The sequence below is a fragment of the Lederbergia galactosidilytica genome, from assembly GCF_017873565.1.
GTDB lineage: Bacteria > Bacillota > Bacilli > Bacillales > Bacillaceae_C > Lederbergia > Lederbergia galactosidilytica.
Genome location: NZ_JAGGKH010000011.1, coordinates 33,336 through 54,936 on the forward strand (window position 1 = coordinate 33,336; position 21,601 = coordinate 54,936).

The following is a 21,601-nucleotide window of genomic DNA, read 5'->3' on the forward strand; positions in this document are numbered from 1 at the left end:
TCCGGAGCTTTAAATACTGCAAAAATCAATTGTGTATGTGCTTTTTAGTATAGACATCTTTATTTTAAAGAGAAGCAATCCTTCATCACACTTAACTGCCAAGAAACCTAGTAATAGCAGATTCATTTTCTCTCCAATATATGATCGCTTCTAAATCTCTTATATGTAAAACTGTCTATTTTGCTGTTTGTAATTTTTGTTGTTTAACGAATTGATTATTCACGCTTTTTCTTGGAATTCTGCTTTGAGTGGAGTTTCTTGTCACTTGGTACGCTTGATAGTATTGATTCATCATTGAATCTAATTCTTGGCTGCAAATTATTGTCTTTTCTGCGTTCAAGCCATATAACTCACCAAATAAATACATTTCTTTACGCTTTTCTTGAATTTGCGCTAATAACATTTTTTGATCTCTTGCGCTATAATACATACCCCGTTCTCCTCCAATTAATTTCCTCAAAACTCAACTATGACATTATCTCAACATTATTATTAAAAGTAAATAGATTCGCAAAAGTAGACATTTTTTTTAACCTTTATCATCAAATGTTCACATTTTCCTTTAATTTTGCTTAGTTTCTTAGTCATTTTAGCAAAATTATTCCTTTATTTTATTTTTGACAAAAAAAGCATCAGTTTTTGTCGTTTTTATTTTTTCTATAGAAAGAAAGACTTTTGTCATCTAAACTTTACTGAACCGTAATGTTATTCCTTTATAATGAAGGGTAGAATGAAGACATCAAGAGAAAAAGCGGTGAATAATATGGCAAATAGAGATTCTTACTTTGATAATGCAAGATTTATCTTGATTTTTTTAGTGGTATTTGGCCATTTAATTCAGTCTTATATCGATGCAAATACGTTTGTAGCAACAGTGTATAAATTTATCTACTCCTTTCATATGCCAGCCTTCATATTAGTTTCAGGCTTTTTCGCCAAAGGTATTTATAAAAAAGGCTATATAAAGAAGATAACAAAGAAACTTATTATACCGTATCTGATTTTCCAAGCCATCTACTCTATTTTTTATTACTTCCAATTTGGTAAATCCTCATTGGAGTTTGATTTACTAAATCCACATTGGTCACTTTGGTTCTTGCTTAGCCTATTCTGCTGGCATTTGATGTTATTAGTTTTCAATAAATGGAAACCAGTATATTCAATTGGTATTGCGCTAGCAATAGGATTGGCCGTCGGCTATATTGATTGGATTTCAAATTATTTAAGCCTATCAAGAACCTTTGTGTTTTTTCCCTTCTTTCTTATAGGCTATTATTTGAAAAAGGAACATTTTCAAAAGGTCATTTCCCATCAGGTGAAATTATTGGCTGCTATTCCAATTATAGCTGTTATCATTTTACTCGTAATCTTCCCTAATCTGAATGAAACGTGGTTGCTCGGTTCTAAGCCTTATAGTCAACTGCAAGACATCACCATTCTCGGTATATTTACGCGAACAGGAGTCTATGCATTAAACTTTATTATGGCGGCTTGCTTTTTCGCATTTGTCCCTCGTAAAAGGCTATTTTTCACAAAATGGGGCAGAAATACCCTTTATGTGTATTTATTACACGGATTTATCATACGCACATTCAGAGGAAGCAGTGTAGAAACCTATTTGGAGCCTATGCAAAGTATTATCATATTAGTAATTGCTTCCTTTATACTCACTCTCATTCTTTCAAGTAAATTAGTAACAACAATCGTTCAACCGTTTATTGAATTAAAATGGTCTAAATGGAAGCAGCTACTGAACAATCTAAAAGATTCCAAAAGTAATGCATACAAAAACACAACAACTGACTAATCAAGTTGTTGTGTTTTTTTGGCTCTTTGGAAGAATTTTGGCCGAATTTGAATAAAGGCGATCTGACTGTTTAGAGAAGAACATCTTTCTCTCTAAACAGTCTTTTTTTCTTTTTAATGGAAGGTCCATTCCTATATATCGCTACAGAAGTTCACTTCGCTTACCGTGGGGAGTGCGGTGAGGCTCACAGGATGTGAGTCACAAAGGCGTTTCGCCAGGACGGCGAGCTCTTTAGCCTTTGATCCTCATCTTTTGACTACGCCACTGCGGGATTTCACCTTCCCTCTACTTCCCACAGGTGTCTTCGTGAATTTCTTCCGCTGGTAAAATCACCTTCCGGAATTTCCGAGAAGGTGATTTTCTTTCATCAACGTTATTTATTATAGAACCGTTTTTTAAAACTAAATATATTCTTAATCCCGCGTCCAACCATTAAATTGGTAACATTTCTTCCTCACTTCGCCCCTAATCTAACCATAGACTTGTGCTAATATCCCTTGAATCCCCACGGACCGAGGCCATGGGAGTTAAAAATAGCCAAGTATATTTCCGAAGCAAGTAATTCGGGTTTTTGGTGAACGTACTTCGACCTCTTGTTTTTTCTTATAAAAGTTCTTTTCGTAATGTTGCTGGAGATTTTGCGGATAAGAGTCCGATTGGTACATCCAATACCGTTTTAGCACCACGATCTCCGCTTTGGTTCAATTTATATGCTGCACGCGCATAAGCAACGAGTACGCTAGCTGTGTATTCAGGATTACTATCCAATTTCAAAGAGAATTCCATTATTTGAGTATGTGCTTCCCCTGTTTTTCCACTTCTAATCACAAAACCACCATGAGGCATTTTAGTATGGTTAGCATGGAATTCATCTTCAGTAATAAAATGAACAGTTGTATGATAATCTGCAAAGTAATGCGGCATTGTTTTGATGGTTTCCTCAATTTTTTCTGTATTGGCCCCATCTTCTGGTACTACATAACATTCGCGCAAATGTTTTTCATTTGTTGCTAAATCCGGGTGTTCTCCGTTACGAACACGATTTACGGCTTCATCAATTGGTATAGTGTATTGAACAGCGAATTTTACACCTTCCACACGACGGACAGCATCAGAGTGCCCTTGACTCAATCCTTTCCCCCAGAATGTGTATGTATCACCAACCGGTAAAATAGCTTCTCCCAATAGTCGATTCATAGAAAACATCCCAGGGTCCCAGCCAACAGAAATAATGCTCACTGTTCCTGATTTTTTCGTTACCTCATCCATCTTGGCAAAGTAATCAGGGATTTTTGCATGAGTGTCGAAACTGTCAATGGTATTAAATATAGTAGCCAATTCCGGCCCTTGTTCAGGTAAATCAGTTGCAGAACCACCACATAGAATCATCACATCAATTTTATCTTTATATTGCTCTACATTTGTAACAGATTCTACCTTCACATTTGCTCCAAGAGTATTAACACTTGAAGGCTCTCGTCTTGAAAAAACAGCAACAAGTTCCAAATCATCATTTACTTGGATGGATTCTTCCACCCCTTTTCCTAAATTACCATAACCTACAATGCCAATTCTAATTTTATTTTCCATGAAACGATAACCTCCCTAAATAATTTCTCAAACAAACTAACCAATTATGACCCTTTCCTTTGGATAATGAAAATCTGGTTCTTTTTCATTACTAGACATTGTTAACAAAAACGATAAAATGCCTATTCTTCCAATAAACATAAGCAAAATCAATATTGATTTGCCTAAAACTGATAAATCAGCCGTAATTCCCATAGAAGCACCACAAGTACCAAACGCAGAAGCGACCTCAAAAATAATCGCCGTTAAACTTGCATCTTCAGACAGAGATAATATAAAAATCGATACTCCTGCCAAAATAACAGCTAACATTAATACAACTAAAGATTTTATCACATCTTCCTGGTGAATTTCTCTATTGAAGACTTTTATATCTGATCTTCCTCTTGCAAAGTGAATTAAAAACAGAATATTCAAAGCAAATGTTGTCGTTCTTATTCCCCCTCCTACTGAACTTGGTGAAGCACCAATAAACATAAGGGTAGCCATAAATAACGCTGTTGAGGGTGTTAGTTGATTGACGTCCAAAGTTAAAAGCCCTGCACTCCTCATAGAAGTTGATTGGAATAAAGAATAAAAAAGAGCTTCATGCCAAGATTTCCCGATAAAAAAATGACTATACTCGATTAATAAAATGATTATTGTCCCAACAGCTAATAATATAAAATATGTAGTTGTTGTAATTTTGGTAAATAAAGTAAAGCGGAAGCGAATATTCTCCTCCTTATGCATTAGAAAGTTCTTCACTTCGATCCAAACCGGAAAGCCAATCGCACCTAGTATAATTAAAATCATTGTCACAAATTGAACAAAATAATCATTAGCGAAAAGTACTAATGAGTTTCCCGTTATATCAAAACCAGCATTTGTTGTTGCACTAATTGAAGCAAATAAACCATGTAAATAAGCATCCTGCCAAGAAGGATACATTCTTAAAAAATATGTCCCTAGCACCAACGCCCCAATAAGTTCGATAGCAAAGATAATATACACAATTTGCTTTAGTAAGGCCACCATCCCAGATAGATTTAACTGGTTTTGGTCAGTCCTAATTAATTGTCTTTGTTTTAGGCCTACCTTCTTTCCAATTAATAACCAGAAAAAAGTACTGATAGTCATAATACCAATTCCACCGATTTGTAAAACAATCATTAAAAGAAAAATGCCTGGGGTGGTAAAAGTATCGACAATACTAACCGTTGTCAAGCCAGTAACACTTACTGCACTCGCTGCTGTAAAGATAGCATCCATAAAAGACCAATCTGCCCCAGGTTTGCGAGCAAATGGCAAACTTAATACAACAGCTGATAAAGCTACTGTTATAAAATAATAAGTAACTAACATGCGAAACGGGGTAATTTTTGTTATTTTTTGTTTTTTCATTTGTCTCATTCCATGTAATCCTCCAAATAACCAAAGCATTCCTCTATCATAATGGAAATCATTATTCAAGAAAAGACGTTTTATCAAGTATCTTCCTGTTAATACATATATAACAAATTCTATTGCAAATTACCATGAATCCTTTTAATTCTTCTAACCATACTAAAGATAAGTTATCGTAAAGGAGGAGTCATAATGGCTAATCAAAGTAATAAATTATTAGTACCAGGAATTGAACAATACATGGATCAAATTAAATATGAAATTGCTCAAGAATTCGGTGTATCACTCGGTTCAGATACTGTCTCAAGAGCAAACGGATCAGTCGGCGGGGAAATCACTAAAAGACTTGTCAAGCAAGCCCAAGCACAGTTAAATGGAAAACAGTAGAAATCTGATTTACCACTCAATAAATTAAAGCAAGCGATAAGAACAACTCATTTGTTCTTCGCTTGCTTTTAAATTTCCGTTAAAAGGAACGGCATTAACATGGATTTGTTATTATTACTTTTCTCTCGCTTTTTTATTCATTTTTCTTGTCTCAGAATCAAACAAACTATAGACAACTGGAATCACAATTAAGGTTAATAAGGTACTACTTAGGAGTCCACCAATAACTGTAACGCCCATCGGCTGATTTAATTCCGTTCCTTCCCCAAGACCAAGCGCAATAGGGACAAGTCCTAGTATCGTTGTCAAGGCTGTCATAAAAATAGGTCTAGCCCGATCTTTTACTGATTCCACAAGTGCCTCCACACTTGACATTCCTTGTTCCTTCTTTTGATTAATATAATCGACAATCACAATTGCATTATTTACTACAATTCCAGCAAGAATAATCACCCCGATAAAAGCTGGTATACTCATTGGCAAATGGGTGACGAACATAGAAATAGCAATTCCCACGACCATTAAAGGAACAGTGAACATTATAACAAAAGGATACTTAAAAGATTCAAACTGAGCAGCCATCACCAAATAAATTAAAATGATCGCTAAAATCAACGCCATAATCATATCTGTTTTCGATTCTTGCAAAAGTTCTTGTTCCCCACTGTAACTAATTTGAGTATCATCGGAAAGATTTAAATCTGAAATTATTTTGTTTGCTGCTTTTGTCACAGTCCCTAAATCAGTATTCGAATTGTACTTTACCGTAAAATGCACTGCATCCTGTTGGTTAATTCTTTGTATTTCAACAGGGCCTTCCCCTATGTCTATTGTTGCCAAATCTCCAAGCTTCACGTATGTGCCATCAGGTTTTCTAATTTGTAAATCCTTTAACTCATCGACGTCCCTTGTAATGCTTTCATCAAGTGAAACAAAGATCTCAAATACCTCAGAGTTCTCTGTAACCATTTGTGAAGCTTGTACACCTCTCGTCATATCATGAACGATTGTAGCAATTGAGGCCGGCGCCAATCCAAGGTCAAAAGCCTTATTTTGATCAATTTTTATTTGGATTTCTTCCGAACTATCCGCCGTACTTAATTTCAATTCTGTCACATATTCTAGTTTATTAAGGGCATCGTAAATCTTTTTCGTGTCTCTCTCTAATCTTTCCTTATTTGTATCATGTACGTTAAAGGTTAATGTCTGTGGTGCTAAGCCAGAAGCGGCTTCCACATTAAAATTAAGGATAGCAGAAGGATTGATTTGTTGTACTTCTTTTTTTATTTTCGGCTTTACAGTATCGACAAATTCAAATAATGTTTGTGTTCGTTCCGCAAGTGGTTTTAATTTTACATACATTTCTGCAGTATTGGCTTTCCCTTCACCTTGAAAAGATGCTTCCTGTGTCGAGCCAATTAAGCTAACATAAACTTCCACATCATCTTCTTTATTAAGCTCACGTTCTACTTTGCTAACAATTTCTTCTGTTTTCTTTAAAGCTGCACCATTCTCTAATTGGATATTGATCCGGAAGAAGCCTTCATCTGTCGGTGGTAAAAACTGTGTTCCTAATGTTCTAAGACCAGCAATTCCTCCTATAAAGAAAATGATTGCAAGAAATAATACGACAATTCGATGTCTTAATGCCCAACGTATAGAACGATCCAGCATATTTAGTGACTTGGAGCGTCTTCTTTTTGCCTCATAATTTCCTTTCGGAGTTTTAAGCCACCTACTCGCAAACATGGGAATCACTGTCAAAGCAACAAATAAAGATGCAAGCAAGCTGAAGGATATTGTAAAAGCAAACTCTTTAAATAAATCTCCAAGTATCCCGCTGATAAAAACTACCGGAAGGAATACTGCCACGGTTGTTAACGTAGAAGCTGTAATTGCACCAGCCACTTCCTTGGCACCTTCCTCGGCAGCCACTTTTGGATTTTTCCCCATTGATAAATGACGATAAATATTTTCGATTACAACAATCGCATTATCTACTAACATTCCTACACCTAAAGCAAGCCCGCCTAATGTCATTATATTAAAAGCGAAATCGGCAAAATACATTAACACAAAAGTAACGATAACGGAATAGGGGATCGCCACACCAACAATAAGAGGACTTTTAAAATTACGTAAAAACAAAAATAAAACGATCATGGCCAGTAATCCACCCACAATCAAAGATGAAGCAATATTTCCAATTGCGATTTTGATATACTCACCTTGATCAAATAATATATTTGATTGAACTTGTTTAAATTGTTCTCTCTGTAATTGGTCGTTTAATTTTTGCTGAAATGCTTTTGATACACTTGCTGTATTCGCATCACTCTCTTGTAAAACGCTTAATAGTACAGATGATTGTTGATTGGCTCTTGTAATACTAGTAGATCTTTGTGGTTGCTTTTTCACTTCAGCTACATCTTTAATAAGTATTTTATCGCCCGTCCGTGGATCACGGGTAACTGGGATATTGGCAATTTCTTCTGGTGAGTAAAAGATACTTAAAACCCTAGTTGTTAATTCTTGTCCTTCCGACAGAACCGTATCACCTGGCAGAGAAATTTGATTGGCTTGAATTGCTTGCACAATATCAGATTGAGCCAGTCGATATTTTTTTATTTTATTTTGGTCCAATATGACTCGCACTTCTTCAACAACCGTTCCTGAAACGTTGACATTTGCGACCCCTTCAACCTTCTCTAACTCATCGACCAAATCATCTGTTAAAGTTTGTATATCTGCATCCCGCCCAGTCTGCAATGATAATTGAATAACAGGAAATTGCGATGGATCAAATTTCATAAATTTTGGTCTAGCTGCGTCCTTCGGAACTGGAGTCATGTCAATCCTCTGTAACACATCATTTTGGATAGCATCAATCGAGGTAGACCAGGAAAATTCGAGTAACACTAAACTTGATCCTTCCTCTGAAAAGGATCTTACATTTTTAATTCCTGGTAAGGTTGATAAAGTTGCTTCAAGCGGTTTTGTCACCTTTTCAACCACTTCATCTGGACTTGCTCCTTGATACGAGGTAACGACAACTGCGATTGGGGGATTAATATTAGGTATTAAGGTTAACGGAATTTTCACGAGTGAAACTATTCCTAAAAAAATGATAAGACACATAGTTACAATAGTAAAAATTGGCCTTCTAATTGAAAATCGACTTATATTCACTGCAGAACCCCCTTTCAGTCTTTGCCTGTGCATATATTATTTTAGCTTAATCATAATAAGCTTGTGGTAATGAATCTGTTCACGAAAGGCTAGAAGCGATCATTTCCTACTAGTACTACATTATTATTTCAAAAAAATCCCTATTCTAACCTTAAAGGTTCTGAATAGGGATTTCGGTTTACTGTTTATTCGTGGTCATCCATTGGATTACTTAATTTTATAGCTGGATTTTTATCTTGGAACCAGCGAAGCGCAAATTCATTCTCAAACAAAAATAGTGGTTTGTCATAGCGATCCTTTACTAACATACTCCTACTACTTGATAAGGATTCGTCGATTTTATCATTTTCAATCCATCTAGCAATTTTCGTTCCCATCGATTCCATAATGACATCAGAATTATATTCGTTCTTCATCCGATGTTCGAATACTTCAAACTGTAATTGTCCGACTGCTCCCAATATATAATCTTCAGTCCGGAAAGTTCGGTACAATTGAATCGCTCCCTCTTGCACCAGTTGCTGGATTCCTTTATGGTAACTTTTCTGCTTCATAACATTTTTTGGTGTTACACGCACAAAAAGCTCTGGTGTAAATTGAGGTAATTTTTCATATTGAATCTTTTGTTTTCCTGCAAATAAAGTATCCCCAATTTGATAAGTGCCCGTATCATATAACCCGATAATATCACCACTTACAGCTGAATTCACTGTACTCCGATCATCTGCTAAAAACTGCGTTGACTGGGACAATTTAATCGGCTTTTCCGTTCTTGCTAATGTTACATTCATACCTCGTTCAAATTGTCCGGAGCAAATTCTCAAAAAAGCAATCCGATCGCGATGGGCCGGGTTCATATTAGCTTGGATTTTAAAAATAAAGCCAGAAAATTGTTCAGTTGCTGGCTCAACAGGCCCATCAATACTTTGACGTGGCTGTGGAGCTGGCGCAAAATCCAGGTAACTTTCGAGGAATGTTTGCACTCCAAAATTTGTTAAAGCACTGCCAAAAAAGACAGGGGTTAACTTACCTGATTGGATTTTTTCTTCAGAAAATTCATTCCCTGCCTCGTCTAATAGCAGGACTTCTTCCAACACTTGCTGATATAAAGAGGTTTCTTTAATTGGATAATCTCCTATAATATCACCTGTTTCATCTAATTCGAGAAACCGCTCTTGATCCTCTACACGAAATTGCTCAACTCGTTTATGATAACGATCATAAATACCATAAAACTCTTTACCCATCCCGATTGGCCAATTCATGGGATAAGATTCAATTCCTAAAACCTCTTCTAATTCTGCCAATAATTCTAAAGGCGTCCGTCCTTGGCGATCAAGCTTGTTTATAAAAGTAAAGATTGGGATACCTCGCATTCGACAAACTTTAAATAATTTTAACGTTTGTTCCTCAATCCCTTTCGCAGAATCAATTATCATCACAGCACTATCTACAGCCATTAATGTACGATACGTATCTTCACTAAAATCTTGGTGTCCAGGTGTGTCTAGAATATTTATCCGCACATCATTATAGTCAAATTGCATGACCGAAGAGGTAACAGAAATTCCCCGTTGTTTTTCAATCGCCATCCAATCTGATGTAGCATATTTTCCCGTTTTCTTCCCTTTTACGGTTCCAGTATCACGGATCGCTCCACCAAAATATAAAAGTTTTTCTGTCATCGTCGTCTTCCCCGCATCCGGGTGGGAAATGATGGCAAAGGTTCTTCTCGATTCTATTTCTTCCTTTAAAGAATGTTTTTCCATTATGATTTTCCTTCCAAATTTCAGTCTTGTATTATCATATTCCCTCAGGAAAAGAAATTCAAGGAGAAATACATAAGATGCAATACTTCCACTCTTTAACGGATTGTGCAAAATTCCAAAATTCCTCATGATTACTTGCAAACAATCGGATTAAGTAGATTTTTATTAAAAGAACGAGTAACTAAAGAATATTGATCCAAAAGAGGAGTTCTTGTTATTCGATATTAGGAGAATTTGTAAAAAGCTTAAGCAAAAGAGGCTGGGACATAACTAAAGTGCTAAGCCTCAAAAGCGAATATTGCATTACCTTAGCGGAAGAAATATACGTAGACTCTTGAAGGAAGTAAGAGTTCGACAAGACCCCGGAAGGCGAAGCCTGAGAAGGCTTGACACTAGGGAACGCAGGCTAAGTTCGCGCCGTCCTGGCGCAACGCCTGCATGACCCACATCCTGTAGGCCTTCGGAAAGCGAGTAGTTCGGACTTTACTTAAGCGAAAACACTTTTGTCCCAGCCTCATTAATATCTTTTAGACATTTTTTACCTCACTCAATTGTTGTGATAGGCGACAAAACATAGGCATAGAGCAATTTTTCCGTATTGATCAGCGAAGTTTCATGGGTCCGTTCAAAAGCATGTGAAGCTTCTATTCCTGGCCCAACCAAACCATGCACAATATCATAACCAGAACGGATCGCAGCTGAAGCATCTGAACCATAATAAGGATAAATGTCTACCTTATAATCAACTTTATTTTCACGTGCCAACTGGATAAGATGTTTTCTTAATTCATAATGGTAAGGGCCACTCGAGTCCTTTGCACAGATAGAAACGGTATATTCATCAGAGGCCTGTCCCTCACCCAAGGCTCCCATATCAACAGCCAAATATTCAACCGTCTCCGGAGAAATACTTGCATTTCCACCGTAACCAATTTCCTCATTATTCGATATTAAAAAATGAGTTGTATAGGGGAGTTCAATCTCATTCTCTTTGAGAAAGCGGATCAATCGTAATAATATTGCTGTACTTGCTTTATCATCCAAATGACGTGATTTAATATAGCCACTATCTGTCACCTGTACTCGCGGATCAAAGGAAACAAAGTCTCCCACTTGAATCCCCAGCTTTCTTGTTTCTTCAGCAGATTCAGTTCTTTCATCGAGGCGAACTTCAATATTGTCCTCATTCCTTTTTGCTTCTCCAGCATCCTTATATACATGCACAGAAGTTTGCTTCATCAGAATTGTACCTGAGTAAGATTTTCCCACTTCTGTTTCAATTTGACAGTATTCTCCTTCAACTGAGTTCCAACGGAATCCCCCGATCATCGATAATTTTAATCTTCCATTTGCCTTAATTTCTTTCACCATCGCCCCTAAGGTATCAACATGGGCAGTTAGCATCCGATGTTGATTTGTGACTTTTCCCGGAAGAGTAACTAATAATCCCCCTTTACGATTCCGCTTCATATCAAGCTGTAGTCCATCTAAATATTGTTCACAGAAATCAATAACTTGCTTAGTATTTCCCGATGGACTTGGAATTGAGACAAGTTCTTTAATAAGCATAAAAGTTTCTTTACTATTTGGCTGAAAATTCATATTGACAATTCCTTTCCTAAAAAGGTTCTCACTTTATTAAATAGTAGCACATCTATTTCTGTTTTTAACAGTTTTTAACTTGATCCCAAAGTGAAGATTTGCGAATATTAACCTAGGAAATCATAAATAATTGAATAAAAATGTGGATTATTATAATTGGAGCAAATTTATCCATTGAATATGCTCACTGACCGCGAGCCTACAAAAAATCCGGTATATGTCAGACCTCTTGGATCATGTATATTGAACAGGACTTATAAGTTTTTCCAGTAAGCCAATTACACAAAAAGAAGGCTCTTTGCCAAATAACGCTGGTGAAGAATTTTAGCCGAATTTGAATGAAGGCTATCTGACTATTTAGAGAAGAACATTCTCTCTAAACAGTCTTTTTTTCTTTTTAATGGAAGGTCCATTCCTATATATCGCTACAGAAATTCACTTCGCTTACCGTGGGGAGTGCGGTGAGGCAGGATGTGAGTCACAAAGGCGTTTCGCTAAGACGGCGAGCTCTTTAGCCTTTGGTCCTCATCTTTTGACTACGCTACTGCGGGATTTCACCTTCACTCTACTTCCCACAGGTGTCTTCGTGAATTTCTTCTGCTGGTAAATACTGAATTTCCATCACCTTCCCAGAATTTCTGAGAAGGTGATTTTCTTTCACCAACGTTATTTATTATAGACCAAAAAGAAAAGCTCCCTTTTTGAAAAGTAGCTTTTCTCGATTAACCGCTATAACTTATTGTTCATTATCAATATAATATTCAACAAAGCGAGCAATAATCTCTTTGTTTTGTACATTGATAGGAGTAAAGAGAATTTTTTCCTCGTCTTTTTGAATAAGTCCATCGAAGATAGAATTTGAGTTAATTTTTATTCCAGTCACACCATTGTCATTCCCAGATACCAATTGATCTTCTGGAAGATTCAGCTCTGACGTTCCCTCAAGTTCATTAAATGGTAATAATTGTCCATCCTGGTTCATTTGATCAAAATATTCTTGATCCGCAATAAAGAAGTCAATGTCTCCAGCGGATAATTGGGCTGCTAATTTTTGCATTTCTACCCCTGCCTGCATATCTTCGCTTTTTAGTCTTAAAGTCTGGATAATAATATTAGAAGACTCTTTCTCTTCCTCTGTTAGTAGGTTCTGATAGATATTTTCTTTTACTTCTTCAACTTGTTCAGGATTTGCATAGTCAGTAATCATGACAATATTCAATATATCTTCCTTTTTATTGGCCACACTATAGACTGTATAAACTACGAATATCACTAATACGATGAAGCCAATAATATAATATTTATAATACTCCCATATGTATTTTATTTTTTCATTGGTCGACATTTCTGATAAAATTTCTTTTAGTGGCCTTTTCATCTAGATCCCTTCTCCCCCTATGGTTAAAAAATACTCAATGCAATATAAATAACAATTGTGAGTGTAAACGAACTTAGTAAAGTTGAACCAATAACCGTTTGTGCCGCAAACTCAGGCTCATTATTATACTCTTGCGCAATTATGGAGCTATTAACAGATGTTGGCATCGCAGTTGAAATGAGCAACGCCTGTGCAACTATCCCATCAACCCCAGCCAACCATAATCCGGCCAGTGCAATCGCTGGACCCATTAGCAATCTAAAGAACATGCTAAGATATAGTGGTAAATACGCAAATGAAACACGTATATGTGCTATTTGCGCTCCTAAAGTCAATAAGGCAATTGCTATTAATGCATTCGATATGTAAGAAATCGGTGTTAATAAAAATTCCGGTAAAGAAACATGGAATATATTCAATAAAATACCTAATGTCATTGCATAAAATAGTGGCATTTTAAAATAATCTAAAATGGCTCTCCATTTTCCCATTGTCATAGATTTCAATGACACCACACCATACGAAAAAAGGAAAGTATTTTGAAAAGCAACAACAATCACTTGAATAGACATTGCGAAAGGATCATGCTTAAAAACTAAGTCATTCACAGGAATACCGTAATTAGCCGAATTATAGAAAACAACACTATTCGTAAAAGTTAATTTCTTTGCTTTCTCCATTTTCGAGAATTTAGCCACCAATGAACTTAAAACATATAATAGAAAAACAAAAAGCAAACAAAAGAAAATTACGCCAAAGAATATGGCCGGAGAGAATACACTTTCATAAAGCTTAATAAAGATAAGAGCAGGACTCAAATAATAAATATTGATTTTCGCAAGCGTATACAAATCTAGTTTGAATTTACGCTGTAGAATAACCCCTATTAAAATTAAAATAAAAACTGGTAAAATAATTTCCGTGAAAATTATAGACAGATTTGATAGCAAATAACCTTTCCTCCATTTTACATTGTATGAAACTAAAATTCGACAAAAATTAAAAAATTCCTGCTAAACTTTTATAAAACGAGAATACTAGGCTGCTATTTCTTAGATGCTATTCGATTTCAATCTCCATGTTTCGTAAATCAGCTACCGATGGCAACTGAAAGAAGCTTGGGCTTTGAATTAGCTTGATTAAGGCTTTTGCCGTTTGATCAGCTGTCTGCAGTTGATTATTCTCCTTATATCCAATAAATTTATCCACTAATTCAAAGTCTTCCGCCTTAACAGATCGGATTTTTTCCTGCATTTCCGTATCTATGATCCCAGGAGCAATAGAGATTATCTTTATTTCATTTTCCTTATTTGCCTGTTCATTAGATACAACCCTAGTAAAATGATCTAGCCCTGCTTTTCCAGCACAATAACTACTCCAACCATTATATGGATGGCGACCAGCTCCAGAAGAAATATTGATAATTTTCTTCCCGATTGGTTTATTTTCTAATCGATTAATAAACATTGATGTGAGGATCATGGGGGCTGTTAAATTCACAGCGATATTATTAGCAATCGCTTCTGAAGAAAGGCTTTCTACTTTTCCAATCGGCTCAATCATTCCTGCATTATTAATTAAGGTAATCGTTTCAAAATTATTAGGGATCACTTGCCAGATTCGCTCCATTAGGTATGAGAGTTCATCTGTCTGCGCTAAATCTTGCTCTATGTAATATAGTGGATAATCCCCTTGATTAGCTATCTTTTCCAACTCTTCATTTTTTGTTCGAGATATACAAATCAGATGATGATTTTTTCTAAGTAATTGTTTACTTAAAGCGAAACCGATTCCTTTTGAGGCTCCAGTTATGATATAAATATCCACTTAACACACTCCTATCAATTATATAAATACAATCACTACGACATAGGTAAAAAAAAGAACCCAGCATTTTGGGCTCTTAACCATCTTTGTTCTGTTCTAGTAGCAAATAAACGTATTAATTTAATTCTTTATTTATTTTAGAAAGAGGGAGCGTAATAATCTTCCCGCCTATTTGGACATGAACAGTATCTTTGAAAATAGCTTTGACAATGCCTTTCAACGAGATGGTTGAGTTTACCGTATATTTCCCAGGATCTGCGCTTGTCGTCATAATGCGAACCTCCACAATATATTTTAAATAATCTATAAATCTTACTAAAGAGCAAAAACAAATGCAATTTAAGGATATGTGATGAATCACTTCCCATAGTACAATAAGATTTTATTTCATTATGACATGTTAAATTCATCAGTGTCAATGAATAAGATTACTTTTCGCAGAACATATTCATACTTGATACGACAAAATTTAATCCTTCCTTAATACTAATATATACTTATTATAATTAAGCATTTTCTCTTTGGAATTTAGTCATTTCTATGTGTGAAAAAGCCTAGATAACGAGCCGATCAGCAAGTGCTGATCGGCTCAAAATTATTAATTATTACTCTCCTGCAATTACACGATTTGCTATATCAACTGTGCGTTTTGCTTGATGTTTAACAGCTGCTTGAACATCTTCAACCATTTTTCCATCTTGGCCTTGTGTAACACTCGTGCCATATGGGTTTCCTCCAGCAGCAAATAAAACTGGATCTGAATAACCTGGAGGTACGATAATTGCGCCCCAATGCATCATAGATGTGTAAAGTGATAGAATCGTTGCTTCTTGTCCACCATGTGGATTTTGAGCAGAAGACATTGCACTAACAACTTTATTAACTGTTTTTCCAGTTGCCCATAGTCCACCTTGCATATCAATGAATTGTTTAACTTGTGATGCGACATTTCCAAAACGAGTTGGAACACTAAAGATAATGGCATCTGCCCATTCAATGACTTCAGATGTTGCTTCTGGAACATCTTTCGTTGCCTCTACATGTGCTTTCCATGCCGGGTTAGATTCAATCGCTGCTGCTGGTGCAAGTTCTGGTACCTTCACAACGCGAACTTCTGCACCTGCTTCTTTCGCACCTGCTTCAGCCCATTTTGCTAATTCATAGTTTGTTCCTGTTGAACTATAATAAATAACTGCTAATTTAACGTTTGCCATGATTCATTTCTCCTTTATATTGTTTTTTAAACTGAGATAAACGCTTCTTCTTAAGTAGTTAATTACTTTTAGTAAGTATGAAGTTAAAAATAACGCATACCTTTAAGTATGTCCATACACGACATGTTCCCCTACTGAGGATCATTCTTCCAATTTGAACAATAGAATGATGATACAAACCTATAAATGATTCAACAAATAAGGTAAGTCAGGTCTACGACTTTATCTCAACTTCATTTATCTCGATTTCAAACTAATTATATATTACAATATTCACCATTGTCAACCCTATAACTAAATCTTTTTGTTTGGAGTAAGGATAGGTTAATGATGTTTCAAAGAATGATAACCAAATGCTGTGTTTGGTAATCTATAGTTTGAATCAGCTTTTGGCCGCTCTTGGTTAATCCCTATGTTTTTATTTGTCCCTACCAGTTCATCATCACTGTCCACTGTTTTTTCAAATACAGCGAATGTACTGAAATGGTCGGTTTCGGCGCTGATCGATCCATCTTTATAAACACCACCAACCGCCTCCCAATTCTCTATTTCTGAATTAAAATGGTAGATATCGACCTGATCTGGTGATATAACCCTTTTTGAATCTACTACAAATGCAATCCCTATATCTTTATTAAACTCAGTTATAGCCTGCCCTCGCTCCAAAATCTCGAAGTCATAAACAGCACTTAATGCGGTCGCGATATCCTTTAGTCTTTCCATTTTGATATCAATTGCTTCTTCTCCAGATACGTTCGAAATGGGAACCTGTAAGGTGATTTTCTTCATTTTAATAATGATCATGGTATTTTTCTCTTTCAATTTTTTAATCTGTTTTTTTGAAAATGAAACTATTATTGATGCATCATGATCGCTTAAATCCACAATGAAGGTTCCATCTTGTGCCAATTGATCAATACCTTGATCCTTCACTTTTACTTTGTGATCCTTTTTAATTAATATCGCATTGACAACCTGTTTTAAATCAGATGCGACTTCTTCGTTACCAGCATCATTCGGATCCCTTGTTTCAGCATTATCTTCATTTGGCTGTTCAATATCAGGATCTTCTATATCCGGATTCTCTGTTTGTTCTTCTGGCCATTTTACAATTTCTTCAAAAGTTCTCCATAAATGCTCCCACTTAATATCTCCGTTACTTGTTATCACTTTCTCAATACCAGAATTAGAAAATTGTTCGATAAAATGTTCAATCGTTTCTACTAATTCCCGCGGAACAACTTCCCCTTCTATATTAATGGTTTTTTCACCATCAAAAAAGTAATTAATAGGAGACTCTAACTGTTGCGGAAACTGATCTTTTTTCCCTTTTTCTGTATCTGTTTGTAAAGAAACAAATCCATCAATTGTAAAGTCCTGATGAATATCGGTATAACTAGTAAAACTCAAGTTGGTACCATTATTAACACTAATATTATTTCGTGCTATAACACCGGGATTACTATTACTTGTAAAGCCAAGAGCACCGTTACCAAATGCAAGGCTATTCTTAATCACATGGGGAACATGAATTCCTTCTCCTCCTAACTTAAAACCATTTTTATCCCCGGCTCCTGCCTCTCCATTTCGGTAAAATCCGTTGTTGAAGGCAATACTATTTTCAATCGTAACAGCCCCGATTGCTCCTGATCCCACCTTCGTATACAGATCCCATCCGTCATCAATATTATTAAAAGCGATCGTTCCTCTAAAGACATTTCCCTCACCAACGGTTAATTTTGCTGCAAATCCATCGGCATTATTTTCTGATGGATCCCGATTTTCAAACGAGAGACTGTTTAAGATTAAGTTATGGGATGGCCATTTTGAAATATCGTTATCATTCGCGTCTGTTCGACTAATTTGTAATCCTGTGTCACCATGCTCATATGTCCATACATTTTCAATGATATTATGATGACCACCAAGTGTATATCCCTTTGTATTTGGTGCTGATTTTGTAAAATTAAGTCCCTTTACATGCCAATAATTTCCACTGTGAACGACACCTTCTGACTGATTGTCAAAATCAATAACAGGACGTGTATTTGCTTCAGGGTCTGCTATTAAATATTTCATCGCGTCACCTTGGCCATCGTTATACTTTTTTACTTCAAGTTTTGTAGAACGCTTATATGTTCCCTCTTGAACAAAAATTTGTTGTCCTGGTTGGACAAAGTCAATGGCCGTATCGAGATCAAGCGGATTTTCTTTTGAGCCATTCCCTGTTGTTGTTCCACTAGGTGAGACATAAATAGTACTATTGTTTTGAAATGTCTTCATTTGCACCTTAAAGTTGCGAACAATCTTATCAGTTGAAGTTAAAAATTGCGTATCATCTGGATAAAAGGTCAAGCTAAACGGAGTCGTTTGCTCTGCCGGTATTTCAGTTGGAATTTCAATTACCTCACCTGCAGTGACAGTTTTCGGATCGTATTGCTCCGTTTGCCCTTCTTTTACAATGAGCAGTCCATCCACATTGGCCCGTACCCTAAGTATATAATCTGTAATAGATGTCTTGTCTAAGGATAAAATTTCAAATTTAGGAGAAGTGGTTCCGCGGGAGCCTCAACTTTTGGTGGGTCTGTAGCTGCTTCTGAAATTATCAGATCAATATTACTTATTTCGATATCCGCTAAGCGGGCAGCATAAAAGCCTACATACATTTTATTATCTTGCACATTCAAGATATCTGGTTCATAAAGGATGTCTTCCTCTCCATTATTTAGTCTTCCAGTAATACCACTATTTGTTTTTGCTAATGTCAGACGGTAGTGTCCCTTAGTATTTTCTGCATTTGGCTGTTCTTGTAGTAGCATCCTATTCTGAATTCCTTCGCTTCCTTCCCCATCAGCTGCAATAACACCCGTCCTAGCAAACAATTGGGTACCATTTTCAGCATTTGTCCCTCCACTATATCCACCAATAGCGGCAATATTAGAAGCAAACACACCCGAATTTCCTGCTTTACCAATCGCATCCCTTGCCATAATTCCAAATGATTCTTGTCCATCATGTGGAGACTTTGCATATTCATTCACTTTAATATCGGCTGAAAGGATAAAATTATCTTTTTCTGCATTAAGTTCAGTATAGTAGAAAGAAATACCATCATGATCACCTGTAACTTTTCCACCACCTTCTTCGGCTACTATTCTGATGGCCCCATTTTTTTGTTTTTTGATGTAGTTTTTATCATCTGAAGTAGATTGTCCAAAACGGATCTCCTGCCAATTTAAAGTAGCCTTTTCCCGTACAGTTACATGAAAAGTGATGGACGCCAACTTCTTGTTATTTGCAGTCACATGGACTGTATAAGTCCCTGGTTGATTTCGGTTAAAATCATTTGTCTTAAGAGTATAATCTTCTTTACTTAATGCCTCTTGATCTCCGTTATCATAAAGCAACCCAATTTTTAGCCCTTCCTCAACAAACTTTTCGCCAACTACATAGGTTGTCTTAGGATAGCTCATGATTGTCAATCCTTCAATTTCTCTTTCCTTTACATTTACTGAAAAAGTTACTGTTTTATCTTTATGATGAATTGTCAGTTCTTTCTTATCTGGAAGAGATGAATCAAAATCTGAGACCGTATATTCATCCCTTGTTAAGAGCACATTTTGTCCGTCACTATATTTGGCATTGACCTGTAATCCATCTAGATTCAATGACTCCCCAATAAAATACAGTTGCTTTATTGGAGCACGAACAATGCTTACTCCAAGCAATTCAGACTCCTGAACATAAACATTGAAAGTCGTTGATTTTTCAGGATACTTTTTTGGAATAATCTTCAGTGTAATATCCCCTGCTCTATCAAAACGATAATGTTCAAGCTCAATTCTCTCCCCCTCAATTTCAAAGAAATACGCGTCTTCAGAAAGTTGTGATGTTTGATATCCCTCATTATAGATAGCATCGATCACTAAACCTTGGGGATCAAAAGAATCTCCCAGATAATACGTTGTCTTAGCCGGATAATAACGGATGTCTAGTTCGGTTATTGTTAATTCTGAAATGTACAGATCTACTCGTTCAACGATACCATTATACTGAATATTTATCGTATTTTTCCCAGCCTGACTACTATCAAATCCTGTTATCACATAGTCAGACTCTAATAATTCCTCTGAGCTACCATCTGAATAAACGGCCTTTACTTTTAAACCTCTCACATCAAACTCTTCATTAACAAGATAATTAGTTTTCATCTTAGAATCATCCACCTGAAGCGACTCTACCTCTTTATGATCAATATTCAGAGTAAGATCACTAAATGTGATTTTTGCTTCACGTGCTACAAAAATTCCTGCATATAATTGTTTCGAAAAGAGTTTTTCAAGTGTGAGCGTTTCAACCACTTCTCCATTGACGGATAGAATATAGACATCCCCTGTTTTCTTTATTTTGAAATTATACTGATTCCCTTCTACAGGAATTTTCTCATCATATGCCTTTAACTTCTTTTGCGTATCCTGCTTATAAAAGCCCTTAATCGATTGATCTAAGGTACCAATGGAAACGTAATTTGCTTCATGTCCACTTGAATCCTGATGTTTACCAACTTCATCACGCAACATGATTCCAAAAGATACTTGATTATTAGCTCCGAATTGATGAACTATTGCAGTCGCGTTTATTTGAAAATTAGCATCTATCGGCAAAGCCTGATAAAGAAAAGAAATACCATCAACAGAACTAGAGATTTTCCCACCCTGTGCCTCCATTGTGATCGAGCCATCATTATTGTAGATAGGATTGGGATTTTCGTTCGCTCCATTACCAAAAACAACAAAATCCCAATCAGCAAATTTTTCATTTTCTCCATTAGCAGCAGCAAGTACAGATATATTCATATTTGTCAGCATCAGCAGGATTATAGACAAATATATACATATTTTTTTCAAAAAAAATTACCTCCATATTACATATTATTCTATTAGTTTCTGCAATTTTTAACGGATCCCCCTTGTTTGTAAACGCTACCATTTTTTTATGTAAAAATGATTAATTCCTCCCTTCAATTATCTATCTTATTAAATCACTACTGTAAATTCAATAACAACGTTGTTATTATTAATAGTAATAGAATATTCTTTAAATAACAATAGTTTTCTCTAAATTTAGACATTTATCTTAGTAATATTATTAACTATCCGCCCTTTCTATGTCTGATTTATTAAAAACTGAATCAAATAAAAAGCAGGAGAATAATATGCCTTATAAGTCCTCATAATAAAGTCTGAGGTGATTTGACATGGAGATTTTTAATAAAATAACTAATAAAATTTCTGAATGGAACGCTACTCAACTTGAGAAGAAGATAAATACGAATCGCGATAAGGGTACATGTCCCGACTGTTCTGGAAGAGGTTTTTTTGTTATGGATGCATTTCTTGATCCAACTTGTCCCAGTTGCAATGGCACCGGCTCATTTTCGGATTGGGTGGAA

General features: G+C 35.9%; 15 protein-coding genes. 2 read left to right on the forward strand and 13 right to left on the reverse strand.

All coding sequences use genetic code 11. The features are described from left to right. Window positions 1–175: 175 nt before the first annotated feature. Complete coding sequence (locus J2Z23_RS12600) at window positions 176–430, reverse strand: aspartyl-phosphate phosphatase Spo0E family protein (RefSeq protein ID WP_057982344.1); 255 nt, start codon at window positions 428–430, stop codon at window positions 176–178. Between the two features lie 333 nt (window positions 431–763). Between J2Z23_RS12600 and J2Z23_RS12605 the strand changes: the two genes are divergently transcribed. Continuing rightward, window positions 764–1,807: an acyltransferase family protein gene (locus J2Z23_RS12605; RefSeq protein WP_057982417.1), complete on the forward strand. Its 1,044-nt coding sequence runs from the start codon at window positions 764–766 to the stop codon at window positions 1,805–1,807. A 603-nt stretch (window positions 1,808–2,410) separates the two neighbouring features. Here the strand turns inward: J2Z23_RS12605 and J2Z23_RS12610 are convergent. Both J2Z23_RS12610 and J2Z23_RS12615 read right to left on the reverse strand, forming a co-directional pair. Beyond that, window positions 2,411–3,397 (reverse strand): diaminopimelate dehydrogenase, encoded by a 987-nt coding sequence (locus J2Z23_RS12610; RefSeq protein ID WP_057982342.1) that lies wholly within the window; start codon window positions 3,395–3,397, stop codon window positions 2,411–2,413. 36 nt (window positions 3,398–3,433) lie between these two features. Continuing rightward, window positions 3,434–4,789, reverse strand: a complete 1,356-nt coding sequence (locus J2Z23_RS12615) for a TrkH family potassium uptake protein (protein ID WP_209974130.1) — start codon at window positions 4,787–4,789, stop codon at window positions 3,434–3,436. A gap of 186 nt (window positions 4,790–4,975) precedes the next feature. On the opposite strand from J2Z23_RS12615, the gene J2Z23_RS12620 reads away from it, so the two are divergent. Then, entirely contained in the window at window positions 4,976–5,170 is a 195-nt protein-coding gene (locus J2Z23_RS12620) for an alpha/beta-type small acid-soluble spore protein (protein WP_057982340.1), read from the forward strand. A 114-nt stretch (window positions 5,171–5,284) separates the two neighbouring features. Here the strand turns inward: J2Z23_RS12620 and J2Z23_RS12625 are convergent, their stop codons facing one another. From J2Z23_RS12625 to J2Z23_RS12670, 10 genes are all read right to left on the reverse strand, one after another. After that, window positions 5,285–8,359: an efflux RND transporter permease subunit gene (locus tag J2Z23_RS12625; protein ID WP_209974133.1), complete on the reverse strand. Its 3,075-nt coding sequence runs from the start codon at window positions 8,357–8,359 to the stop codon at window positions 5,285–5,287. A gap of 185 nt (window positions 8,360–8,544) precedes the next feature. Then, on the reverse strand, window positions 8,545–10,128 hold the full coding sequence (locus J2Z23_RS12630) for a peptide chain release factor 3 (RefSeq protein WP_209974135.1): 1,584 nt from the start codon (window positions 10,126–10,128) through the stop codon (window positions 8,545–8,547). A 543-nt stretch (window positions 10,129–10,671) separates the two neighbouring features. After that, window positions 10,672–11,730, reverse strand: a complete 1,059-nt coding sequence (locus J2Z23_RS12635) for a M42 family metallopeptidase (RefSeq protein ID WP_057982336.1) — start codon at window positions 11,728–11,730, stop codon at window positions 10,672–10,674. Window positions 11,731–12,466: 736 nt separating this feature from the next. Beyond that, window positions 12,467–13,108 (reverse strand): hypothetical protein, encoded by a 642-nt coding sequence (locus J2Z23_RS12640; protein WP_057982335.1) that lies wholly within the window; start codon window positions 13,106–13,108, stop codon window positions 12,467–12,469. Between the two features lie 23 nt (window positions 13,109–13,131). Beyond that, window positions 13,132–14,058 (reverse strand): AEC family transporter, encoded by a 927-nt coding sequence (locus J2Z23_RS12645; RefSeq protein ID WP_057982333.1) that lies wholly within the window; start codon window positions 14,056–14,058, stop codon window positions 13,132–13,134. Window positions 14,059–14,167: 109 nt separating this feature from the next. Beyond that, a complete protein-coding gene (locus J2Z23_RS12650) occupies window positions 14,168–14,935 on the reverse strand; it encodes a (S)-benzoin forming benzil reductase (protein ID WP_057995660.1) in 768 nt (255 codons plus the stop codon). Window positions 14,936–15,050: 115 nt separating this feature from the next. Further along, window positions 15,051–15,206: a hypothetical protein gene (locus tag J2Z23_RS12655; protein ID WP_165589567.1), complete on the reverse strand. Its 156-nt coding sequence runs from the start codon at window positions 15,204–15,206 to the stop codon at window positions 15,051–15,053. Window positions 15,207–15,540: 334 nt separating this feature from the next. After that, window positions 15,541–16,149, reverse strand: a complete 609-nt coding sequence (wrbA, locus tag J2Z23_RS12660; RefSeq protein ID WP_057982329.1) for an NAD(P)H:quinone oxidoreductase — start codon at window positions 16,147–16,149, stop codon at window positions 15,541–15,543. Window positions 16,150–16,473: 324 nt separating this feature from the next. Then, the gene (locus tag J2Z23_RS12665; RefSeq protein WP_209974137.1) at window positions 16,474–18,627 is read right to left on the reverse strand and encodes a right-handed parallel beta-helix repeat-containing protein; all 2,154 of its coding nucleotides are present in this window, start codon (window positions 18,625–18,627) and stop codon (window positions 16,474–16,476) included. A 44-nt stretch (window positions 18,628–18,671) separates the two neighbouring features. Next, window positions 18,672–21,017 (reverse strand): bacterial Ig-like domain-containing protein, encoded by a 2,346-nt coding sequence (locus J2Z23_RS12670; RefSeq protein WP_209974139.1) that lies wholly within the window; start codon window positions 21,015–21,017, stop codon window positions 18,672–18,674. Window positions 21,018–21,601: the final 584 nt, after the last annotated feature.